General features: G+C 68.8%; 17 protein-coding genes and 5 pseudogenes. 16 read left to right on the top strand and 6 right to left on the bottom strand.

Annotated elements, in window-relative coordinates:
* Positions 1–9 precede the first annotated feature (9 nt).
* Positions 10–1,506, bottom strand: coding sequence for an arabinofuranosidase catalytic domain-containing protein (locus ACZ39I_RS34420; protein ID WP_467248836.1), 1,497 nt, complete (start codon positions 1,504–1,506; stop codon positions 10–12).
* Positions 1,507–2,173: 667 nt separating this feature from the next.
* Between ACZ39I_RS34420 and ACZ39I_RS34415 the strand changes: the two are divergent.
* The 12 genes and pseudogenes from ACZ39I_RS34415 (at position 2,174) to ACZ39I_RS34360 (ending at position 13,743) form a co-directional block, all read left to right on the top strand.
* Positions 2,174–3,198: pseudogene (locus ACZ39I_RS34415) on the top strand (LacI family DNA-binding transcriptional regulator).
* Between the two features lie 399 nt (positions 3,199–3,597).
* A complete protein-coding gene (locus ACZ39I_RS34410; protein ID WP_467248835.1) occupies positions 3,598–4,740 on the top strand; it encodes a substrate-binding domain-containing protein in 1,143 nt (380 codons plus the stop codon).
* Between the two features lie 2 nt (positions 4,741–4,742).
* Positions 4,743–6,359 (top strand): sugar ABC transporter ATP-binding protein, encoded by a 1,617-nt coding sequence (locus tag ACZ39I_RS34405; protein ID WP_467248834.1) that lies wholly within the window; start codon positions 4,743–4,745, stop codon positions 6,357–6,359.
* A complete protein-coding gene (locus ACZ39I_RS34400; RefSeq protein ID WP_467248833.1) occupies positions 6,356–7,375 on the top strand; it encodes an ABC transporter permease in 1,020 nt (339 codons plus the stop codon). Before ACZ39I_RS34405 ends, ACZ39I_RS34400 begins: the two co-directional genes overlap by 4 nt.
* Before the next feature lie 92 nt (positions 7,376–7,467).
* Positions 7,468–8,141, top strand: a pseudogene (locus ACZ39I_RS34395) (ribulokinase); the annotation flags it as partial.
* Positions 8,142–8,149: 8 nt separating this feature from the next.
* A pseudogene (gene araD, locus ACZ39I_RS34390) lies at positions 8,150–8,308 on the top strand (L-ribulose-5-phosphate 4-epimerase); the annotation flags it as partial.
* Between the two features lie 729 nt (positions 8,309–9,037).
* Entirely contained in the window at positions 9,038–10,015 is a 978-nt protein-coding gene (locus tag ACZ39I_RS34385) for a hypothetical protein (RefSeq protein ID WP_467248832.1), read from the top strand.
* A gap of 72 nt (positions 10,016–10,087) precedes the next feature.
* Positions 10,088–10,579 carry a hypothetical protein gene (locus ACZ39I_RS34380; RefSeq protein WP_467248831.1) on the top strand — a complete coding sequence of 164 codons (492 nt, stop codon included), beginning with the start codon at positions 10,088–10,090 and terminating at the stop codon, positions 10,577–10,579.
* Between the two features lie 466 nt (positions 10,580–11,045).
* The gene (locus tag ACZ39I_RS34375) at positions 11,046–12,104 is read left to right on the top strand and encodes a YihY/virulence factor BrkB family protein (protein ID WP_467248981.1); all 1,059 of its coding nucleotides are present in this window, start codon (positions 11,046–11,048) and stop codon (positions 12,102–12,104) included.
* A gap of 486 nt (positions 12,105–12,590) precedes the next feature.
* A complete protein-coding gene (locus tag ACZ39I_RS34370; RefSeq protein ID WP_467248830.1) occupies positions 12,591–13,013 on the top strand; it encodes a phage holin family protein in 423 nt (140 codons plus the stop codon).
* Positions 13,010–13,477 carry a DUF3618 domain-containing protein gene (locus ACZ39I_RS34365; RefSeq protein WP_467248829.1) on the top strand — a complete coding sequence of 156 codons (468 nt, stop codon included), beginning with the start codon at positions 13,010–13,012 and terminating at the stop codon, positions 13,475–13,477. Before ACZ39I_RS34370 ends, ACZ39I_RS34365 begins: the two co-directional genes overlap by 4 nt.
* Entirely contained in the window at positions 13,477–13,743 is a 267-nt protein-coding gene (locus tag ACZ39I_RS34360; protein WP_352385670.1) for a DUF4235 domain-containing protein, read from the top strand. Before ACZ39I_RS34365 ends, ACZ39I_RS34360 begins: the two co-directional genes overlap by 1 nt.
* Positions 13,744–14,312: 569 nt before the next feature.
* Here ACZ39I_RS34360 and ACZ39I_RS34355 read toward each other — a convergent pair.
* Together ACZ39I_RS34355 and ACZ39I_RS34350 are read right to left on the bottom strand one after the other, a co-directional pair.
* Positions 14,313–14,636, bottom strand: a pseudogene (locus ACZ39I_RS34355) (MFS transporter); the annotation flags it as partial.
* Between the two features lie 181 nt (positions 14,637–14,817).
* Positions 14,818–14,946 (bottom strand): annotated as a pseudogene (locus ACZ39I_RS34350) (dihydrofolate reductase); the annotation flags it as partial.
* 530 nt (positions 14,947–15,476) lie between these two features.
* On the opposite strand from ACZ39I_RS34350, the gene ACZ39I_RS34345 reads away from it, so the two are divergent.
* Together ACZ39I_RS34345 and ACZ39I_RS34340 are read left to right on the top strand one after the other, a co-directional pair.
* Positions 15,477–16,907, top strand: coding sequence for a family 43 glycosylhydrolase (locus ACZ39I_RS34345; protein ID WP_467248980.1), 1,431 nt, complete (start codon positions 15,477–15,479; stop codon positions 16,905–16,907).
* A 35-nt stretch (positions 16,908–16,942) separates the two neighbouring features.
* Positions 16,943–18,394, top strand: a complete 1,452-nt coding sequence (locus ACZ39I_RS34340) for a family 43 glycosylhydrolase (RefSeq protein ID WP_467248828.1) — start codon at positions 16,943–16,945, stop codon at positions 18,392–18,394.
* A gap of 16 nt (positions 18,395–18,410) precedes the next feature.
* On the opposite strand, the gene ACZ39I_RS34335 is transcribed toward ACZ39I_RS34340, so the two are convergent.
* Positions 18,411–18,686 (bottom strand): hypothetical protein, encoded by a 276-nt coding sequence (locus tag ACZ39I_RS34335; protein ID WP_467248827.1) that lies wholly within the window; start codon positions 18,684–18,686, stop codon positions 18,411–18,413.
* Between ACZ39I_RS34335 and ACZ39I_RS34330 the strand changes: the two genes are divergently transcribed.
* Entirely contained in the window at positions 18,679–18,978 is a 300-nt protein-coding gene (locus tag ACZ39I_RS34330; protein ID WP_467248826.1) for a hypothetical protein, read from the top strand. The two genes, ACZ39I_RS34335 and ACZ39I_RS34330, sit on opposite strands and share 8 nt — an antisense overlap.
* A 53-nt stretch (positions 18,979–19,031) precedes the next feature.
* On the top strand, positions 19,032–19,229 hold the full coding sequence (locus tag ACZ39I_RS34325) for a hypothetical protein (RefSeq protein WP_467248825.1): 198 nt from the start codon (positions 19,032–19,034) through the stop codon (positions 19,227–19,229).
* 204 nt (positions 19,230–19,433) lie between these two features.
* On the opposite strand, the gene ACZ39I_RS34320 is transcribed toward ACZ39I_RS34325, so the two are convergent.
* A complete protein-coding gene (locus ACZ39I_RS34320; RefSeq protein WP_467248824.1) occupies positions 19,434–20,003 on the bottom strand; it encodes a dihydrofolate reductase family protein in 570 nt (189 codons plus the stop codon).
* A 637-nt stretch (positions 20,004–20,640) separates the two neighbouring features.
* Entirely contained in the window at positions 20,641–20,919 is a 279-nt protein-coding gene (locus ACZ39I_RS34315; RefSeq protein ID WP_352381772.1) for a GlsB/YeaQ/YmgE family stress response membrane protein, read from the bottom strand.
* Positions 20,920–21,645: the final 726 nt, after the last annotated feature.

Genomic DNA, 21,645 nt, shown 5'->3' with positions numbered 1-21,645 from the left:
ACTGTCAGGTCAGGGCGCGATGTTCCACTGCTGGCACGCGTTGTCGAGCTGCTGCCACTGGCGGACCGCCGTGCCGTTGGTCGTTGCGCAGTTCGCCACGTCCAACGCCATGCCGGTGTTGACGTTGGTGATCGTGTAGTGGCTGCCGAACTTGGTGACGTCCCACTGCTGGCAGTTGTTGCCGAGCGAGGCCCACAGCTGGACGGCCGTACCGTTGCTCTGCCCGCAGTTCTTGTCGTCCAGGACCGTGCCGCTGTTGACGTTGCTGATGGTGTAGTGGCCGTTGCCCGCACTGGCGAACTTCCACTGCTGGCAGGTGTTGCCGAGTGAGGCCCAGATGTCGATCGACGTGCCGTTGGCGGTACCGCAGTTGACCGCGTCCAGGACCTTGCCGGAGTTGGCGTTGGTCAGGCGGTAGGCGGTGCCGGCGACCGGGAAGCTCGCGGCCGGGGTGGTGTAGCCGACGGAGGTGATGTTGGCCTGTACGGCGTTGTCGGCGGCGTCGGTCGGGTAACCCGAGGTCATGACGCCCTCGAAGAACGAGCCGTCCGAGCCGTTGCTGTTGTCACCGCCGGTGCCGAGGACGATGGCGCCCTCCAGGTGCATCGGGGTGTATCCGCCGAGGTTGGGAAGCGCGCCGTTGTACCAGGTGGTCAGTGAGCCCGACTGTGCGTTGCCGCCCTTGATCGCGTAGGTCGTGGTGCCGTTGTTCTTCTCCAACGCGGTGACGAACTCGCTGGAGTTGCCCTTGTTGTTGGAATTCGAGCCGTTCCCTCCGAAGAAGAGCCCGTTCTCCAGGTCCGCCTCGACCCAGGGGCCGGATCCGGCGCCGGAACACGAGAACCAGCACTCCGTACCGAAGTTGATCGCGTCCATGTGGCCGTTGCCGGTGTCGTTGCCGGACGTCTCGGCGTTGCCGTAGTCGAAGCAGCACCGGTTGTTCACGTGGTGGCCGCTGGTCACCATGTACGCGCCCTCGGGGGAGCTGCCGGTGGCGATGCCGGTCGTGCTGTTGTCGCGGTAGCCGACACCGGCGGACACGAAGACGCCGTACGCCGCGTGGCCGCCGACCGTGACCGGAAGAGCGTCGGCGATCGCGCCGACGTCCTGGCCGCCGTTGCCGCCGGGCCCCTCGATGGTGAGGTCGTTGTGGTTGGCGCTCTGGTCGTAGATCTTGGTGATGATGCAGGTCGTCCCGGAGCAGAAGGAGTCCTGGGCCGCCGCGTTGGCGTAGCCGCCGGCGCTGAGGACGCCGATGTTGGTGGTCGCGCCGTCCGAAGCGCGCTTGACCTGGTAGAGCGAGCCGCCGTAGGAGGCGTAGAGCGCCCGCGTCGTGCTGTGTGCCGCGGCGCACGGTGTGCCCGCGGAGGCGTAGATGTCGCAGGGCAGGGACGTGGCGGCCGCTGCTGAGCCCGCGGTGCCGACGACCCCGGCCAGGATGCCCCCGACGAGCGTGAGGGTCGCGCCCAGAGTCAGCAGGAGCCCTCTCCGGCGCGAGCCTCGCACCCGACTTCTCACTCGGCCTGTCACTCGGCTGACTCGACTCGTTCGACCTGTCACGGTGAACCTCTTCCGTCGTGCGTTCTTCTCTCGTCCGGCGCTGTGTGCTCCGGGAGAGCGGAAATGTGGGCGCTAACATCTCGGGCCCTCGGAGATCGGCACACATACGAGCCGGACAGGAGGGCGAGGCGAGGGGAGGGGAGAGCCGGACTGGGCGATCCGCAGATCGAGCAGCGTCGTGGGGAGTGTCTGCTGGTCAGGGCGGAGGATCGGTCCGGAGTGGGTGACTTGTACGGGTGCCGTTCTCGTGCGGCCGGTGAGTTGGACGGCCGCTCTCGTGGCACCGTCTTTTTACGGCCGGATGAATACGGGGTCAACACGGTCGAACAGTCAAGAGTGCGGAAACAAAAGCTGTGCCGTCTGTTTACCCGGGCGCGCGGCGATGCCGGAACGGACGCTCGGCCGATCAATACCTCCAGGTCAAAGGGCTCTTTGCCAGTGCGTCGAACTCCCGGAAACCGGTGATCGAGGGGCCCGAGCTGCCTTGCCCACGAGGAATGTGTGCGCTAACAATTCGGTCAACGGCGTGCCGCTCCACCGGAGAAGCAGCTGATCGACAACGACACGACGGTGCGTGAGGAGGCGGGACATGGACGGCGATCGGGCACCGGTGATGGCGGACGTGGCCCGGATCGCGGGAGTCTCGCACCAGACCGTCTCCCGGGTCCTCAACGACCACCCCAACGTCCGGCCCCGCACGCGGGAACGTGTGCTGGCCGCCGTCCGCGAACTCGGCTACCGGCCCAACGCCGCCGCCCGCACCCTGGCGACCCGCCGCACCCGCACCCTGGGTGTGATCAGCTTCAACACCACGCTGTACGGCCCCGCTTGCATGCTCTACGGCATCGAGCGGGCGGCCAGGGAGCACGACTACTTCGTCACCGTGGCGGCGGTCGGCACCCTCGACCGGCATTCGGTGCTGGACGCCGTGGACCGGCTGCGCGACCAGAACGTGGCGGGGATCGTCTCATCGCACCGCAGACCGCCGCAGTGGGCGCACTCGCGAACGTGCCGGCGGACGTTCCCCTGGTCGCGGTCGGCTGTGGCACGCACACGGCGCTGGTCTCGGTCGCCGTGGACAACGAGGCGGGTGCCGAACTGGCCACCTCCTACCTGCTCGACCTCGGCCATCGCACGGTGCACCACCTGGTCGGGCCGCGTTCCTGGCTCGACGCGCAGGAACGCGAGTCCGGCTGGCGAGCCGCCCTGGAGAAGCGGGGGGCTCCGGTGCCCGAACCGTCGGCCGGCGCCGACTGGACGGCTCGTACCGGATACGAGCACGGCCGTCGGATCGCCGCCGATCCCGAGGTCACCGCGGTGTTCTGCGCCAACGACCACCTGGCCCTCGGTCTGCTGCGGGCCCTGCAGCAGGCAGGGCGCCGGGTGCCGGAGGGCATCAGTGTCGTGGGTTTCGACGACATGCCGGAGACCGAGTACTTCGGCCCGTCACTGACCACCGTCCGCCAGGACTTCGACGAACTCGGCCGCCGTGCGCTGCGGGCGCTGATCGAGCTCGTCGGCGATCCGGATACCGGGATCCCGGCATCCGGCGACAGACCCCACATCGTCATCCCGCCCAGCCTCGTGGTGCGGACCTCGGCGACCCGCCCGCGACCTCGAACGGAAAGTCCGACATGAACCGTCCCCGTTAGCACTCCGGTGCCAACTCCCTTACGAGCACGCCCTGTTGTGACCCGCGTACCGTTGGGGCAGCCGCCGCGCCGACCATGAGCGATCGGCCGTGACGACCCCGGCACGCGCAACGGCTCCCCGCCGGTCTACCGCCCCAAGCGGTCGGCTCCTTCATTATTCTGACGTCCTGTCAGGCATCCCGGCGTCCCGCCGCGCTCACGTCGATGAGCCCCCGCCCGGCGACTACGGCGCCCTCCGCCACGTACCGCTTCCCAGTGGCCTCCACACCTGCCCCCGTCTCCCGGCACCGGTATGCCCGTGAACAGGTGTGCGTTCCCAGCGATCCAGCCGTTCCCATCCATGCCGAGACACCAACCAGACACGTCAAGAAGGGCGCTGATTCCCATGCTCCGCACCAGAAGGTCCCGCACCCTCGCCACCGCCACCGCCGTGCTCCTCTCGCTCGCCGCCGCAGGTTGCTCCAAGAGCGCGGGCGGCTCCGACGCGTCCAGCTCGGCCGGTACCAGGGCCGCCGCCCCGGTCGCGCTGGCCGGCTCGGTCACCTTCAACCAGTCGAACCTCGCCAAGCTCGACGCGGCGCTGAAGTCCGCGCTGGCCGGCAAGGACCTGTCCAAGGTCGACATCGCGATGGTCGTGAACGTGGCCGCCGACTACTGGAAGGCCGGTCAGGTCGGCTTCCTCAAGGGCTGCTCCGACCTCGGCATCGCGAAGAGCAAGTGCACCTACTTCGCCCCGCCCGGCGGCAAGCTCACCGAGCAGAACTCGGAGCTGGAGACCCTGCGTTCGCAGGGCGTCACCGGCTACTCGATCTCGGCGATCGACCCGACGTCGGCCGCCGGGACCATCCACACCGACGTCCAGAAGGGCATCGGCGTCCTGGCGATCGACTCCCCGCTGCCGGGCACCGACGCCGCCTCGCTCTACCTGGGCACCCCGAACTACACCGCCGGCTTCCAGGCCGGCACCGCGATGAAGCAGGTACTCGGCGGCAAGGGCAAGGTGGCCATCCTGGTCGGCTCCCTCACCGCCTCCAACGCCACCCAGCGCATCGCCGGCTTCGAGGCCGCACTCAAGGGCACCAAGATCACGGTCGCCCAGAAGGTCAACGACAACCTCCAGGCCAGCACGGCGACTTCGGACGCGGAGACCATCCTCGCGAACAACCCGGACGTCAACGGCCTGTACGGCGTCTACTCCTACGACGGTCCCGCGCTGGCGCAGGCGGTCACCTCGGCCGGAAAGACCTCGTCCGTGCACATCGTCTCCGACGACTCCGACGCCCAGACGCTGAAGTTCATCAAGTCCGGCGTGATCTCCGGGACCGTCGTGCAGATGCCGTACCAGCAGGGCTACACCGGGGCGTACGTCCTGGCCGCGGAGAAGGTGCTGGGCAAGGACAAGACGATGGCGCTCGTCAAGCCGTACCTGGAGAAGGACGGTTCGACCCTGAGTTCCGGCGTGGGCCTGGTCACCAAGTCCGACCTGGGCGCGTACCAGTCCCTCGAGTCGCAGCTCGGGATCGGCTGAGCATGACGGCCACGAAGAACGCCCCGGACGACGTCCCGAATAACGCCCCGAACCGCGCGGTCACTGCGCGGCTGCGGGGGGTGCACAAGTCCTACGGACCGGTGCGCGTCCTCGACCTGCCCGAACTCGACCTCTACGCCGGCCAGGTGATCGGTGTGGTCGGCGAGAACGGCGCCGGGAAGTCCACGCTGATGGGCACGCTGGCCGGATCGGTGCATCGGGACGGCGGCGAGATCCTGATCGACGGGGAACCCCTCGCCGCCGGGTCCACCGAGGCCGCGGGACAGCTCGGCATCGCCATGGTCTCCCAGGAGTTCCCGCTGGTCGGACAGCTCTCGGTGGCCGAGAACCTGCTCCTCGGCCGCCGCCCGCGCCAGTCGAAGCGACGGCTGCTGGTGGACCGTACGGCACAGCGGGCCGAGGCGAAGGCGATGCTCGAGGAGATCGGCCTGTCCGCCGGGACGATCGAGGTGAACCGGGAGGTCCGCACCCTTCCGGTGCCGACCCGCCAGATGATCGAGATCGCCAAGGCCTGGGGCCGCGAACCCAAGCTGCTGATCCTGGACGAGCCGACCTCCTCGCTGGGGCCGGTCGAGGCCCAGATGGTGCTCGGCCTGGCCCGCCAACTCGCCGACCGCGGCGGCACCGTGCTGTTCATCGGGCACCGCCTCGACGAGGTGCGGGAGATCAGCGACCGGGTCCTGGTCCTGCGCAACGGCAGGCTGGTCGCCGACCTCGAACCCGCCGAGGCCAATGAGGAACGGCTGATCCGGGAGATGGTCGGCGGCGAGGTCGCGCAGGGCGAACCGAAGGCACCGCCCGCGACGAGCCCGGTCCTGCTCCAGGCCGAGGGCCTGACCGCGGACGGACTCGGACCGGTCGACCTCGACATCCGCGAGGGCGAGATCCTGGGCGTGGCCGGGCTGATGGGCTCGGGCCGCAGCCGTCTGGTCCACACGATCGCCGGAGCGCAGCCCTCGACCGGCGGTCGGATGCTGCTGGGCGGCACGCCCTACCGGCCGCGGGGTGCGGGTGACGGCGTGGCGGCCGGGATCGCCCTGATCCCCGAGGACCGCAAGGAGCAGTCGCTCGTCCTGTTCGCGTCCATCCGGGCGAACGTCGTCGTCTCGGTGCTCAAGCGGATCAGCACCCGCGGTCTGCTCGCACCGGGCCGGGAACGCGCCGAGGCACGGAAGATCACCGAGAACGTCAACGTGCGGATGCAGTCGGTGGAGCAGCCGATCGGCTCGTTGTCCGGCGGCAACCAGCAACGCGCCATCTTCGGCCGGGCGTTCGCCGCCGAACCGCGCCTGCTGCTGCTCGACGAGCCGACCCGTGGCGTGGACGTGGGCGCGAAGGCGGAGATCTACAAACTGATCGACCAGGCGGCCGAGCAGGGCATGGGGATCGTGGTCGCCTCCTCCGAACTGGAGGAACTGCTGTGGATCTGCCACCGCATCGCGGTGATGAACCACGGGCGGGTGGTCACGGTCATCGACCGGGCCGACGCCACCAAGGAGCGGATCATGACGGCCGCGGCCGGCACGTCCTCGCTGGATGAGCACCGAACGACGAATTCCCTCGACGAGCACCAAGTGACGAACGGAGCCACAGCATGAGCGCGCAGACCACGCTCGCCCCGAACGAGGTCGCGCCGCCGTCCCGTTCGGCCGCATCGACCCTCGCCCGCAGACTCGCCGCCTCCCCGGAGGCCGGCGTGATCATCGCCTGCGTGGTGGTGTTCGTGGCGATCGCCGCCAACGCGGAGACGTACACGGCGGTAGGCAACCTCCAGGTGATGGGCCGCGACCTCTCGCAGGTCGGGATCCTCGCGATCGGTGAGGCGCTGGTCATCCTGACCGGTGGCATCGACCTGTCGGTCGGCGCGCTGGCCGGTCTGGCCGGCATCCTGGCCGGCTGGATGAACGTCAACGAGGGCCTGCCCGCCCCCCTCGCGATCCTCCTCACGCTGGTGATCACCGCCGCCGTCGGCCTCTGGCACGGCGTCATGGTCACCCGCCTCAACGTGCCGCCCTTCGTGATCACCCTGGTCACCTACACCGTCGCGCAGGGCACGGCACTCGCCATCACGAGCGGCTCGCCCATCAACAACCTCGACCCGATGTTCAGCAACCTGAGCCAGTACTACCTCGGCGAAATACCGGTCCCCGCCGTGTTCTTCGTCGGCGCGGCGGCTGTCGCCTGGTTCGTCCTTGAGCGCACCTACGTGGGCCGCCAGATCTACGCGGTCGGCGGCAACAAGGAGGCCGCCAGGCTGGCCGGCATCCCGACCGCCCGCCGGATCACCTCCACCTACGTCGCCAGCGCGGCCCTCGCCGGCCTGGTCGGCATCCTGGTGATCGGCCGTATGAACGTGGCCGACCCCTCGGTCGGCGCCGGCTGGGAACTGACCGCGATCGCCGCCGCGGTGGTCGGCGGGATGTCACTCTCGGGCGGTGAGGGCCGTATCGCGGGCATCGCGGCGGGCGCGATCCTGCTGGAGTTCATCACCAACGGCCTGCTCGCCCTCAAGGTCAGCCCCTACGACCAGCAGGTCGTCCAGGGCGCGGTCCTCGGCGTCGCCATCCTGCTCGACCGGGCGCGCGCTCGTTACTTCGGCAGGAGTCGGAGTTAGTACGTCGGGTGTGGGTTTGGAAGTCGCTCGCGTCCCCATCCCTTCGAACCTAGATCGATATGTCGAACGCCTGAGTGTGGAGGAGGCCGCCGGTGAACGCCGGACAAGAGACAGCCACGAACCCCGAACCCTGCGTCGTAGGAATCGATTTCGGGACACTGTCCGGACGGGCCGTGGTGGTCCGCGTGCGCGACGGCGCGGAGTTGGGGACGGCCGAGCACGCGTACCGGGACGCGGTGCTGGACCGAGTACTGCCGGACGGTACGGGACTGGGTCGGACTGGGCCCTCCAGGTCCCCTCGGACTACGTCGGCGTGCTCCGCCACGCGGTGCCGGCAGCGCTGGCGGCAGCCGGTGTGCGTCCTGAGCAAGTAATCGGTATCGGCACGGACTTCACCGCCTGCGCGGTGCTGCCGGTGCTGGCCGACGGCACGCCCCTGTGCGAGCTGCCCGAGTACGCCTCCCGCCCGCACGCCTACGTCAAGCTGTGGCGCCACCACGCCGCCCAGGCCCAGGCCGACCGGATCAACGCGCTGGCCGCCGAAAGCAAGGAGCCGTGGCTCCAGCGCTACGGCGGGAAGATCTCCTCGGAGCGGGAGTTCGCCAAGGCCCTACAGGTCCTGGAGGAGGACCCGGAGATCTATCACCGCATGGAGCGCTAGGTGGAGGCGGCGGACTGGATCGTGTGGCGGCTGTGCGGGACGTACGTCCGCAACGCCTGCACCGCCGGCTACAAGGGCCAGTTCCAGGACGGCGCCTACCCCTCCCGGGCCTCGCGATCATCTGCGAGGCCGTCGCCGACATCGCCCTCCACACCCTGTCCTTGAACCCGACCGCCCCACCACCGCGTCATCTCCTGGAGCGCCACTACACCCGCAAGCACGGACCCGACGCCCACTACGGCAACCCGGACATGCCCACGATTTCCGGATGACCACCGCACTTCGGGGCTGGGCCGTGCCTGTCTCTTTGACGCTCTGGTCGGAAGATCGGATATGCCCTTCCGATGGGTGATCACTGATGCGATGCGGGATCGGATCGCGCCCTTAATGCCGGCCGATTCGGTTCGTGGACGGCGGTGGGCCGGCCACCGCCGCACGCGATGTCCGCGACACCGAGGGTCCAGGCCGGCAGCCGTCGGCCTGCGTGCCGGACTCCCAGGCCACCAAGACCTCCGTCGATGTCCACCTCGCGGATCGGGGCACGGACGCGCCGGGCAACGGATCATCGGACCCGCACATCACGAGGGCCTGGGTGGACGCGGGCTACCGCACCACCGCCATCGACCACGGCGCCCCGCTTCGGCATCGACGACCACCGCGTCCAACGCCCTTCCCAAGCCCGCGGGTTCGCGCTCATCCCGAGACGGTGGACCATCGAGCGCAGCATCGGCTGGCTCATGCACCGCCGACGCCTCGCCCGCGACTGTGAACGCCACGCCCGCAACAACCCCAGAACACGACGTGCACCGAGCCCGGCAGCCCTGTCGGCTCCCGTGAGGACGCAGCGCCAGGCGCACTGGAAGACGGTGCGCGCGCCGCCGTCGTATGACTCCAGGTGCAAGAAAACAAATCCACGGTCCACGTCATACGGACATGCCTCCCAGGGCGTCAACGGTGCGTAAGAGCAACCCAGTTGGACTTCGCCCGGGGAGGATGCCGATATGCGCGCCGACGCCTCACGCTGGACGGTGGTAGCGAGTGGACGCAGCACAGCACGCGCGACCGCCACGGTGGGTGTGATCGCCGCACTGGCCTGCCTCGCCCTGACCGGCTGCACAGCAGACACCGACGCGGCCCAGCGCACCTCACCGGCCGCACGGGTCAAGGCCGCCACGGCCGGCGAGGACCTCACCCTCGCGCAGGAGTTGCGGATCGCGGATGCCGAGCAGCGGCTGATCAAGCGGTGCCTGAACCGGCAAGGCTTCACGTACTGGGAGGCGGAGCGGCCGACTCTGGAGGAAAGCCGGACGCTCGGCTATGTGGCGGACGATGTCGCCTGGGCCCGCAAGCACGGGTACGGCAGCCGTATCGCGGCCAAGGAAGACCGCGTACGGCTTGCCAACCCCAATCTCGTTTACCGCAAGGGCCTTTCAGAAGAGCGGCGCAAGGCGTACGACGACGCTCTGGACGGGGGGATCGACGCGCCGGAGATCACCGCGGAGCTCCCGAACGGTGCCACCATCAGCCGCCAGATGGGCGGATGCGTGGCCGAGGCTGAGAAACGGCTGTACGGAGATCCGAAGGTGTGGTTCCGGGCCAACAAGATCGCCTCGAATCTGCAGCCGCTCTACGTCCCCCAGGTGATGCGGGACAAGCAGTTCGTCGCGGCGCTGCGCGTCTGGTCGACGTGCATGGAACGCGCGGGCCACCCCTACAAGGACCCTGGAGCGGCACGTCAGGCAGCGAAGGAACGAGCGTTGCGCAGCACGTCCGACAAGACGTTCGCAGCCGAGCGACGGCTCGCCGTCGCCGATGCCACCTGCGCCCGCACCGCATCGCTGGCAGCCATCGGCAAGGAACGCGAGAAGCACTACGTGAACGCCTTGCTCGGCCGGTACGGCCAGGCGCTGGACACGAGCCGCCGTATCGAGCGCGAGGCATACGTCCGGGCGGCGGGCATCGTCGGCCCCCGTACCTGACCCCACAGATTTCCACGCTGGTCCAACAGAGGACCGGTGCGCCTCAAACGAGGCAGACAAATAGGGAGAATCATGCGCAAGTTCGCTTCAGCCGCCGCAGTCATCGGGCTGGCGGCACTCGGTCTGGCGGTACCGGTCACCTCCGCTCAGGCCTCGGTCCAGGGAGCCGGTTGCAACGCGAAGTGGCCGGGACGGGACGGGTACGTCCGTGCCTGGGCCGACCCCGACTGCCAGGGCACCCTGCTCGGCGCAACCCAGGGCAACGACGCCAACTGGTCCGACAACGAAGGCCCGTTCACCAGCGGTGACCAGAACCAGGCCTCGTCCGTCATGAACAGCGGAACGATCGGCGGCAAGGACGTCGTAGCCTTCTACTACCTTCCCGGACAGAGCGACGTGAGCGGGTACACCTGCCTCGCACCGGGCGAGAAGTACGCCGACAACCTGACGGACAACCGGTTCCAGAGGCGCGACGGCAGCACCGTCGGACCCGTGGACGACAACATCATGTCCCACGTGTGGGTCACCGCCACCGCCTGCGGCTCCAACTCGTGGCTCACCTGACCTGACCTGACCTGACATGTCACTCACGCCCGGGGGTGCCACTGCCCCCGGGCCGCCGCGTTGCGTCGGTCTTCGTCTTTGTCAGGACCTGTTGCGTGCCTGTTCCAGAGCGGTACGGATCGCCTCGGCGCCGGTCGGCCTTCCCGGGTGCCGTGGAACATGCTGCCGGGCCGGTCGTCGGACACGGCAGCGTCAGGCGCAGGGCTTCCCGTGCCTGGCCGACGCCTTGAGCGAGCCCGGCTAGCGCGTCGGAGGACCGGCGGGTTCCTGAACATCGTTTCCACCACGATCAGCGCATGGCGGATCAGAACCACCTGCTTGTTTCTTGCAGCGGCCCAGGACGTCCCGCTCCGCCGGCCACGGCGCGGGCACGGCCGTCGGCACAATCTGCAGCAGAAAATTGAAAGATTGTGATTTGTGGTGAATTAGGGGTGTGAGGGCATGTATGCCCGGCTACCCGGACTCCATGGTGCGGACTATGAAACGGCATGGAAGGCACGGCAGTCACGCGGCGACCGACCAGGAGGTCGAGGCCGGGCGGGGGACGCAAGCCGGGCCGGATGAGCAGGTGGAGCGGCAGGCGCCGGACACTCCGACGGATCTGCCCAAGCGCTCCTGGGGGGCGGTGCTGAAAGGCACTTTGAAGGAGTTCAAGAAGGACGAGCTGACCGACCGGGCGGCGGCGCTGACCTACTACGGGATCCTGGCGCTGTTCCCGGCGCTTTTGGCGCTGATCTCGCTGCTGGGGATCGTCGGGCAGTCGGTGACGCAGCAGGTGCTGGACAACATTCAGAAGCTCGCCCCGGGCGCGGCGCGGGACGTCCTTACCAACGCGGTCAAGCAGATGCAGGGCAACGCCGGCATCGGCTCCGTCATGGCGATCGTGGGTCTGGTACTCGCGGTGTGGTCGGCGTCCGGTTATGTCGCCGCCTTCATCCGCAGTGCGAACGCGGTCTACGACGTCCCGGAGGGTCGCCCGGTGTGGAAGGTGCTGCCGGTGCGCGTCGGCGTGACCGTGGTGCTGATGGTCCTCGCGGTGGTCAGTGCGGTGATCGTGGTGTTCACGGGCGGCCTGGCTCGCGAGGTCGGCACGGCGCTCGGTGTCGGGGACACGTTCTTGACGGTGTGGTCGATCGCGAAGTGGCCGGTGCTGGTCCTCCTGGTCACGCTCATGATTGCGATCCTGTACTGGGCTACGCCGAACGCGCGGGTGCGCGGCTTCCGCTGGATTACCCCGGGCAGCTTCCTGGCACTGATGATCTGGATGGTCGCCTCGGCCGCCTTCGCGCTGTACGTGGCGAACTTCGCCTCCTACAACAAGACCTACGGCACCTTCGCCGGAGTGATCATTTTCCTGGTGTGGCTGTGGATCACGAACCTGGCGATCTTGCTCGGCCTGGAGTTCGACGCCGAAGTGCACCGCCAGCGCGCCGTGGCCGGCGGTCACCCGGCCGGGAAGGAGCCGTACGTGCAGCCGCGGGACACCCGTAAGTGGGACGAGGAAGACCGACGCCGCCTCGAATGAGGCGACGGACCGCCGTGCCGGGCCTCGCCCCGGGCTCTGGTCAGGCGGGTGATCGCGTAGGGCCGGCCGCCCTGGCTGCGACGGGCAGCGCCCGCGGTGCAGGAAGCGGCCGAGCACAAGCACACCAATCTCCGGTGGGCGGCAGCCGCAGCGATGACCGCCTCGGCGGGTGGCGGCCATGCAGACGGCGCAGGTGCTGCCAACGCGGTCGTCAAGCCTCTGTCCCAGCGGCGCCGCCCGCCCGCGGAGTGGGTGCCGAAAAAGGATCTTGAGGAGGGCCCGGACATGGCGGCGGTGGTGGCCACGCAGCGCGTGCACAGCAGCGCGCACCACCCCTCCGACGTGGCCGCCGGAGCAGTGATCGGACTGGCCGTGGCCGCCCTGGTCCGGGGTGCCCGTCATCTGCCGTGGTGTCGGGCGGTGATGCGGGGCGGCCGGGGTACTCGGCAGCAGGTCAGACGGTGGGATGAAGGAAGGTGAGCACTCATGACAGCAGATGGTCCTGCCCGCGCCCCGGGCAGCAGCGCGCAGGAACCGGTGGGCGAACTGGTCCAGCGTGCCTCGCAGCAGCTCTCCCAGCTGGTCCGCGACGAGATGCGGCTGGCGCAGGCGGAGATGACCGAGAAGGGCAAGCGGTTCGGCAAGGGCGGCGGCCTGTTCGGCGGCGCCGGCCTGATGGGGGTGCTCACCCTGCAGGCCCTGGTGGCCACCGTGATCGCCGCACTCTCGCTCGTCATGGACGTGTGGCTGGCGGCGCTGATCGTCACCGGAGTGCTGGCAGCCGTCACCGCGCTGATGGCGGTGCTCGGCAAGCAGCAGGTCAGCAAGGCATCCCCGCCCACGCCCGAGCAGGCGGTGGACGGCGTCAAGGCCGACGTGGCCGAGATCAAGGAGAGGGCACAGCGATGACCCAGGACAAGCCGCAGCGGGGCGAAGAGGCAGCACCTTCCCCGGAGGAACTGCGCAACCAGGTCGAGGCGACCCGTGAGGAACTCGGCGAGACCGTCGAGGCGCTCGCGGCCAAGACCGACGTCAAGACCCGCGCGGCGGAGAAGACCACGGCTGTCAAACAGCAGGTCACGGCGAAGACCACCCAGGTCACGGCCCAGCTGAAGGACAAGGCCACGCACGCGGCCCACGCGGTGCAGGACAAGACGCCCGAGCCGGTGCGCGCCAAGGCCGCCGCGGCCACCGGACAGGTACGCCACCAGGCCGCGCACCTCGGCGAGCTGGCCCGGGACAAGGCGCCGCAACCGGTGCGGGAGAAAGCCGGCCAGAGTATCCAGGCGGCCCGCGCCCACCAGGCCCCGCTGCTCGCCGCAGCCGGCGCACTCATCGCGCTGCTGCTCATCCGCCGCGCCCGGAGGCACTGATGAAAGCCTCGAAGATCGCCTACAAGCCGGTCGGCCTCGCCATGGGCGCCCTCAGCGGCGTCCTGGCCGGCGGACTGTTCAAGCAGGTCTGGAAGAAGCTCGGACATGAGGAAGACGCCCCCGACTCCACCGACGAGCACCGCACCTGGCGCGAGGTGGTGTCGGCGGCCGTCCTGCAGGGAGCGATCTTCGCCGGCGTGAAAGCCGTCGTCGACCGTGGCGGGGCCACCGCCACCCGCCGCCTGACCGGAACCTGGCCCGGCTGACGCGCACAACGAGGTGGCAGGGCCGAACCGTACGGATACCGGCCCTGCCATCCCGCTGCCCGTACCCCTACGAAGGACCCCTCTGCGCATGTCGGACCAGCACGCAGCAACCGCAGCCCCCCGTCGCCCCGCTTGCGACGCGCCGTTCTTCCGGAGCACGTTCATCCGTACGCGCCTGATCACATCAGCGAGTACGCCGACGCACAGTCCAGCGTTCGGTCCCCGGCCAGTCCCTCACCCCACGTCCCGTCGGACGAGCGCGTGCGGGACCGGCCCTCCGCGGCGCTGCGCTGCGCGTACGTCATCCGTTCGCGTATGTCACGCAGGGTCCGGGGCGGTATGCAGGCCGCCGCAGCAGCTCTTGTTGGACCTCACCCCGGCGTTCAGTAGCACCGTGAATGTGCGCCATGCCGCGGCAACCCGGCGTCGCCGGGTCATCGGGCAGTCTGCCGACGCCGAGCGCGCTCAGCAGCTCGTTCGGGTCGGTGTCGAGGCCGACTACCCGCATGCTGTTCGCTGCCGTTCTCTGATCCCGTTGGGTAGTTCGGGACGGGGACCGGGGAGGTGGGCCGGTGCCAGGAGAGAATCCAGCCGGCGGTAAGCGCCGCCGCGCCGCCTGCCAGGGCGATTGCGCCGCCTGTGCCGATGCTTGCGGCCACCGAGCCGAAGCAGGCCGGCCCGACGCCCTGCAGCGTCATGCTGCCGGAGCCGAGCAGACCGAAGGCCTGGCCCTGGCCATCTGGCGGTAGGGCGTCCAGGAACGGCCGTTGCAGGCCGAGACCGTAGGCGAATCCGAAGCCGCAGAGCAGCAGCAGGCAGGACGAGACGCCTACCCCGGGTTCGGCGGCGAAGCCGAGCAGCGGCAGTCCCATCAGCGCGATCAACGGGACTACCGCCTCGCCATCCTGCGAGGCGCGGGACTGCTCGTCCGCGCCCGGTCCGGACGGTCGGTGCTCTACCGGCGTACCCCGCTCGGCGAGGCACTGGTCGCCGGTTCGGGCTGAGGGCTCAGATCAGCACGCGACCGCTGACGGACCTACTCGGTGTCCGCTGTCGTTGAGGCGATCGGTCAGGACGTGTGGTCTCGTCGAGGGGCGTGGACAGGATGACGACGTCCGCCTCGGGGAGCAGGGCGGGCAGTTCGGCGAGCGGGTGCACGGGGCCGCGCTCCGTGGTGCGCGCGGAGCGCGCGACGTTGTCGACGCCGTCGAAGAGGTGGCTGTCGTGGATGAGGAAGCGTGGCGGTGGGCGAGGACGGCGAGGGGCAGGTCGAAGCAGAAGATGACCATGCTGCTGATGCCGCGACTGTCGTCGCTGTGGAGGTGGGGGCGGATCTGGAGGCTGTGGGGACCGGCTCCGATGGCGAGGCATGCCTCGCGGCCCTGTCCGTAGAGGCGTTGGGCGTACTGGGAGAACAGCAGGTCGCCTCGGCGGCATGCTCGGCGCGTTCGTCGAGGTCGATGGTGACGGCTTGCTGTAGCTGCAGCGGCGGCGCAGTCTCGGAGCGCTGACAGGCCGCGTCGGTCCGGCTCACGGGATGAAGTCACGCAGGTGAAGTGCATGTGACGAAACCGTTGACGGAATCATTACCCCCGCTTATCTTCTGATCGAATTTGCGAACAACGTTCGAAATTACGGACAGGGATGGTCCCCGCATGCCAAAGTTGTCAGAGCAGCCCCCCGCCAGACGCCACAGATCCCTGATCCTCTGTGTGCTCGCCGTACTGATCGCCATGGTGTCGGCGACGACCCCGGCCACCGCCGCCGAGGGCCGGCCGTACACCAACCCGGTCAAGACGCAAAAGGGAGCCGACCCGTGGCTGGAGTACTACAACGGCAACTACTACCTGGTCACCACGTCCTTCACCGGTGTGCTGACCATGCGGAAGTCGCCGACCCTGGCCGGCCTCTCCACCGCCGCCAGCGTCCAGGTCTGGAGTGACACCACCGCCACCCGCAACACCAACATCTGGGCGCCCGAGCTCCACTTCCTCGACGGCCACTGGTACCTGTACTACTCCGCCGGGCAGAGCGGTGTCGCCTGCTGCGACTCCCAGCGCACCCACGTCCTGGAGAGCGCCGGTACCGACCCGATGGGCCCGTACACGTACAAGAACCAGCTCTCCGGCTCCAACCTCACCCCTGGCGGCTGGCTCATCGACGCCACCGTCCTCAAGGCCAACAACAGCCTGTACCTGATCGGCAGCGGCTTCATCAACGGCAGCAAGCAGAGCCTGGTCATCGCGCCGATGAGCAACCCGTACACGCTGGCGAGCAACACCTTCACGATCATCTCCAGCCCCACCGCGAGCTGGGAGACCTCGGGCGGCGCGGTCAACGAGGGCCCGGAACCGCTGTACCACGACGGCCGCACCTTCCTCACCTTCTCCGCCAGCTTCTGCGGAACCCCGGACTACAAGCTGGGCCAGCTGGAGCTGACCGGCACCGACCCGCTGAACCCCGCCTCCTGGACGAAGAAGTCCACGCCGGTCTTCCAGCGCAACGACGCCGCGAGTGTCTACGGCCCCGGCCACAACGGCTTCTTCACCTCGCCGGACGGCACCGAGAACTGGATCGTCTACCACGCCAACGACACCGCGAACGGCGGCTGCGGCAACGGCCGTACGACGCGGGCGCAGAAGTTCACCTGGAACGCGGACGGCACGCCGAACTTCGGCACCCCGGTCGCGCTCGGCACCACGCTGCCCGGCCCCTCGGGCGAGACGGCGGCGACCCCGACCGCGTACACCCTGGTGAACCGCAACAGCGGCAAGTGCCTGGACGTGGAGGGCGGCAACACCACGGACGGCACCAACATCTTCCAGTGGAGCTGTACCGGCGGTGCCAACCAGAAGTGGCGCGTCGAGGACCTCGGCAACGACACCAGCCGACTGGTCAACGTCGCCACCGGCAAGGTCATGGACACCGCGAACTGCGCGACGGCCGACGGCACGGACATCGCCCAGTGGTCCTGGCTGAACAACAACTGCCAGAAGTTCCGACTGGTCTACACGGCCACCGGCGACTACGTGCGGATCGTGAACGAGAACAGCGGCAAGGTCGCCGACGTCGCCAACTGCGGCACCACGAACGGGACCGACGTACGGCTGTGGACGTGGCTGAACAACAACTGCCAGCAGTGGCGCCTCGTCCCCACGACCTGACCTCCCTCCGTCCCCTCGTGATCTGGAGAAACTCCTTGAGACGCAACGCCGTACGGCTGCTCACAGCCGTCCTCCTCGCCCTGGTGGGCTGCCTCGCCGGGCCCGGCACCGCCGCCCACGCGGCCGTGCCCGACTCACCCGCCGTGACCTACACCAACCCGATCGCCGAGAAGCGCGCCGACCCGCACATCTTCAAGCACACCGACGGCTACTACTACTTCACCGCGACCGTCCCCGAATACGACCGCATCGTGCTGCGCCGCGCGACCACCATCCAGGGTCTGTCGACGGCCCCCGAGACCACGATCTGGACCAAGCACGCCAGCGGCGTGATGGCCAACCACATCTGGGCACCGGAGATCCACTACATCAACGGCAAGTGGTACGTGTACTTCGCCGCCGGCTCCAGCAGTGACCAGTGGGCGATCCGGATGTACGTCCTGGAGGGCACCGGAGCCAACCCGCTCACCGCGACCTGGGCCGAGAAGGGCCAGATCAAGACGACGTGGGAGAGCTTCTCCCTCGACGCCACCACCTTCGTCGTGGGCGGCGTCCGCTACCTCGCCTGGGCCCAGCGCAACCCGGCCGAGAACAACAACACCAGCCTGTTCATCGCCAAGATGGCCGACCCCTGGACGCTCACCGGCACTCCGGCGGAGATCTCCCAGCCGACGCTGTCCTGGGAGACGGTCGGCTACAAGGTCAACGAGGGTCCGGCGGTGATCGAGCACGGCGGCAAGGTCTTCATGACCTACTCGGCCAGCGCGACCGACGCCAACTACTGCCTCGGCATGCTGACCGCCTCGTCGACGGCCGACCTGACCAGCCCGGCGTCGTGGACCAAGGGTGCGCAGCCGGTCTTCAAGACGAGCGAGGCGACCTCACAGTACGGCCCGGGCCACAACTCCTTCACCGTCTCCGAGGACGGCAAGTCCGACGTCCTCGTCTACCACGACCGCAGCTACAAGGACATCACCGGCGACCCGCTGAACGACCCCAACCGCCGCACCCGCGTCCAGAAGGTGTACTGGAAGGCCGACGGCACCCCCGACTTCGGCATCCCGGTCGCCGACGGAGTCACCCCGCAGCGCTTCTCGTCGTACAACTTCGCGGACCGCTTCATCCGCCACTTCGACTACCGCGGCCGGATCGACGCCAACGTCAGCCCGCTGGCGGACTCGCAGTTCCGCGTGGTCACCGGCCTGGCCGGCAGCGGCACCGTGTCGCTGGAGTCGGCCAACTTCCCCGGCTACTACCTGCGGAGCAACGCGAGCTTCGAGATCCGGCTGGAGAAGAACGACGGCACGGCCCAGTTCGCCTCCGACGCCACCTTCTCCAAGCGGGCGGGTCTGTCCGACTCGGCCGGCGTCTCCTACGAGTCGTACGGTTCACCCGGCCGCTATGTCCGCCACTTCAACTACCTGCTGTACGTGCAGACACCGAGCACGGCCACGGACCGGGCGGACGCCACGTTCTACGCCCAGTAACACCTGCGGACGGCTCTCACCGGGGCCGCGGACCGGTGGCGAAGGCAGCCCCGATGGGGCGCTCGTCGGCCAGGCCGCGGCCCTGGGGCGGGCCGTTCAGTACCGTGCGGACGGCGGTCCGGCCGGAGGGCCGTGCACACCCGTCCGACCGCCAGAGGATCAGCTCCCGCTCGGGCACCCGGTAGTGGCAGCCGTCGTCGGGAGCGTGCGGACACGCCCCCCACACGTCGAACGGGTCGAGCAGGTCGTCGCCCCGCCGGTCGACGCGGCGGCCCTCGGCGTCGGTGAGCACTCAGCGCGCCACGTCGGACAGTTCGGTGACGAACCCGGTGCTGATGCCGTGCAGCCGCAGCAGACCGACCGCCTCACGGGCCCCGGCGATGGGCCGGACGCGGTCGGACTCCGGAGCGGAGTCGACGGCCGGTCTTGCCGGCATCCGGCTCGCGGAGACCCGCTCGACCGCGCTGTTCCAGCTCGCCACCGAGCTGCCCGCCGCGGTCCTCGCCCGCACCCTCGGTATCGACATCACCGTCGCCGTCAAGTGGAAGCGGGCCGCCGCCGGACTGGCGCGCCTACCCAGCTGACGTGAGCCGAAGGCTGCCGCGTCAGAACTGACGACGAGAGTGAGGGCACCGCAATGGGCGTTTACGTGTCGATCAGGGGGTGGCTGGAGTGCGACGAGACTCAACTCACCGCCATCTACATCTTCTACGGCGCCGACATCCGTGAGTCGGCACTGGACTGGTTCACCGACCAGATCCGAGAGATCGCTCGGATCCCCGCTTCCGATGACGACGGACCGGCCGACATCAGGCACCGGTACCTCGACGAATAGCTCCACTCCCGCCCGCTGTCACCGGCGCCCGGTTACAACGCGACCGGCCTCGACGTGCTCTTCGGGCAGGTGGGATGACGTCCAAGGTCACGGCGGCCATGGCGACGTCGCAGGACAAGGTTGTCGCGTTGCGCGGGGCGGCCCACTGCCCCCGAGCTGTCGTTCCGTCGCGAGGGAGCGGCCACCGTGCCAGGACACATCACGTTAAGCCGTAACTCGCGTGGGCCGGTATCGCTGGGCTACCGCCCCCGACCGGAACTGATGACGGTCCACGAACTCGAGCTGGATGCGCTCGCGCAGACCGGCAAGCAACGTCGGCCCGTGTCCGGCAAGGACCGGCTGAACAACGAACTCGTACTCGTCGATCAGTCCCAGATCTGCCAACGCCAGGGGGAGCGTCACGCCACCCACCCACAGGCCCTCGCCTGACTCCTGCTTGAGCCGCTGAACCGCTTGCCCCAAGTCGCCTCGCACCAGGTCGGCATTCCAATCGACCCCGCTCAGCGTGCTCGACACGACGTACTTCTTCGCCCGGTCGATGGTCTCGGCGAACGGGATCTGCCACTCATCCACCCACTCCGGCCACGTGCCCGTGGCCGGCTTCCGCCATGCCGACTCCATCATCTCGTAGGTCACCCGGCCGAACAGCAGGGCATCGGCTCGCTCCATCTCAGCGGTCCAGTAGCGCATCGACTCCTCGTCCGGGGGGAGCCCTGCCTCGTGATGGCAGCAGCCGTCGAGCGTGACGTTGATCGAATATCGAAGTGGTCTCATCTCGTTGCTCTCCCTTGATGCGCGCCCCGCGTTCACCCGACCGTACTGAGACGACCGCAGGCGCCATTTCTCATCGGTGCCCCGATCGCACCTGCTTTGACGCCATCCCGTTGCGAACCGTTGACGGCGAGGAAGATCAGGGCGGGCACGGCGACGCCGCCGAGGGCTGCGGGATCGGCAGGGCGGCGCGGCGTGGGTCGCGCAGCTCGCCGTGCATGAGTTCCTGCTTCAGCTCGTTGCGGACGACGTGGAGGGCGGAGGGCCGAAGAGAAGGAGCGCAGCGACTCGTAGGAGTGCGACAGCGGCGAGTTCGCCCAGGCTGAACTGCGCTCCGCGCACTTGGGTTGCCGCATGGCCTGCCTGGTCACGTTGAGCGCGGTGAAGCCGTCCGAAACCGTGCGGCTGACCAAAGCGCCTGCGGACACCTCGGCCACCCACAGTCCAGGGATTCACCCGTGAAACGAGTTCAGCCGGGCGCATGACACGCCGGTCGCATGCCCATGCACGATCATGCCACCGAGCTGCACATGCGCCTGCTTCCGTCCCAGTGGCCCGGCCATACACGCCGACGGCTCCCGTCCTGCGCACAGGAAGGGAGCCGTCCAGGTGTGTCCCGAGGCGTTATGCCTTCAGCGGGTCATGCGTGGCGGTGCGAATGCCGGTTGCCGGTGACGAGGCGGTAGAGAGCGAGCAGGATGACGGAGCCGGCGATCGCGGCGATCCAGGTGGAGAGTTCGAAGAACCCGTCGATGGAGTCGACGCCGAAGATGACCTTGCCGAGCCAGCCGCCGAGCAGACCGCCGACGATCCCGATGAGCATGGTGATGATGATGCCGCCGGGGTCCTTGCCCGGCATCAGCGCCTTGGCGATGGCGCCGGCGAGCAGGCCGATGAAGATCCACGCGATGATGCCCATGATGCCCCTCCGCTTCGTCATATAAAGGCTGTGTCAGATCATCGTGTGCACCGATCGCGCCGGAACAAACGTCTTCTCCGAATCCGGCCGCGCCAGCCTTTGATCATGGAGAGGGCGAGGGGTGGGCGGAATGGGCGGCGCGAACGCAGCCGGGGCCGGGGCGCGCTCGGCCGGCTGCGCGTCGGCGGGGCCTCCGCCCCGGCCGGCCTCTACGCCACCCTCGGCGGCAAACAAGATGTACCGCGCCGCACTGCGCCGGTACGTCGACCAATGCTCCCAGCCCACGTTCAACCGCCTGACCGGAGACGGTCTGCCGACTGTCCACGGCTTCTTCGCCTCGCTGATCGAGGCCCGCTGCTCTGGCATGTAGGCCCGCTGGGTCCGCCTGGTCTCCAAGGCGCATGCCGGGAGCGAGAACAGTGACCCCGAGGTCCGGGCCGTCCTCGACCGGCAGGCCCTGCTCGCCTACGGTGCGAATCTGCGCTTCCGCGCGGGCGCCGCCCCCCGGGAGGTGGCAAAGGAGGGGCCGTGGCTGGCGCTCTCGAAGCGTTCTCCGGGCGGCGTAGCCGGGCCGTGTGGGGTGATGCCGTGTCAGCGGGTTCGGGGCAGAAAACCGGCAGCCGTGGGAGGAGGCTCCCGGCGAACCCGCCCATGTCCAGGCGATGGCGGAAATATCCAAGACTCACAACAACACTCGCACCAGGATGACCCCGTTCGGTCAGAGCA

It is taken from the genome of Streptomyces sp. NPDC024687 (assembly GCF_055559055.1).
This window is presented reverse-complemented; position numbering and strand designations above follow the sequence as displayed.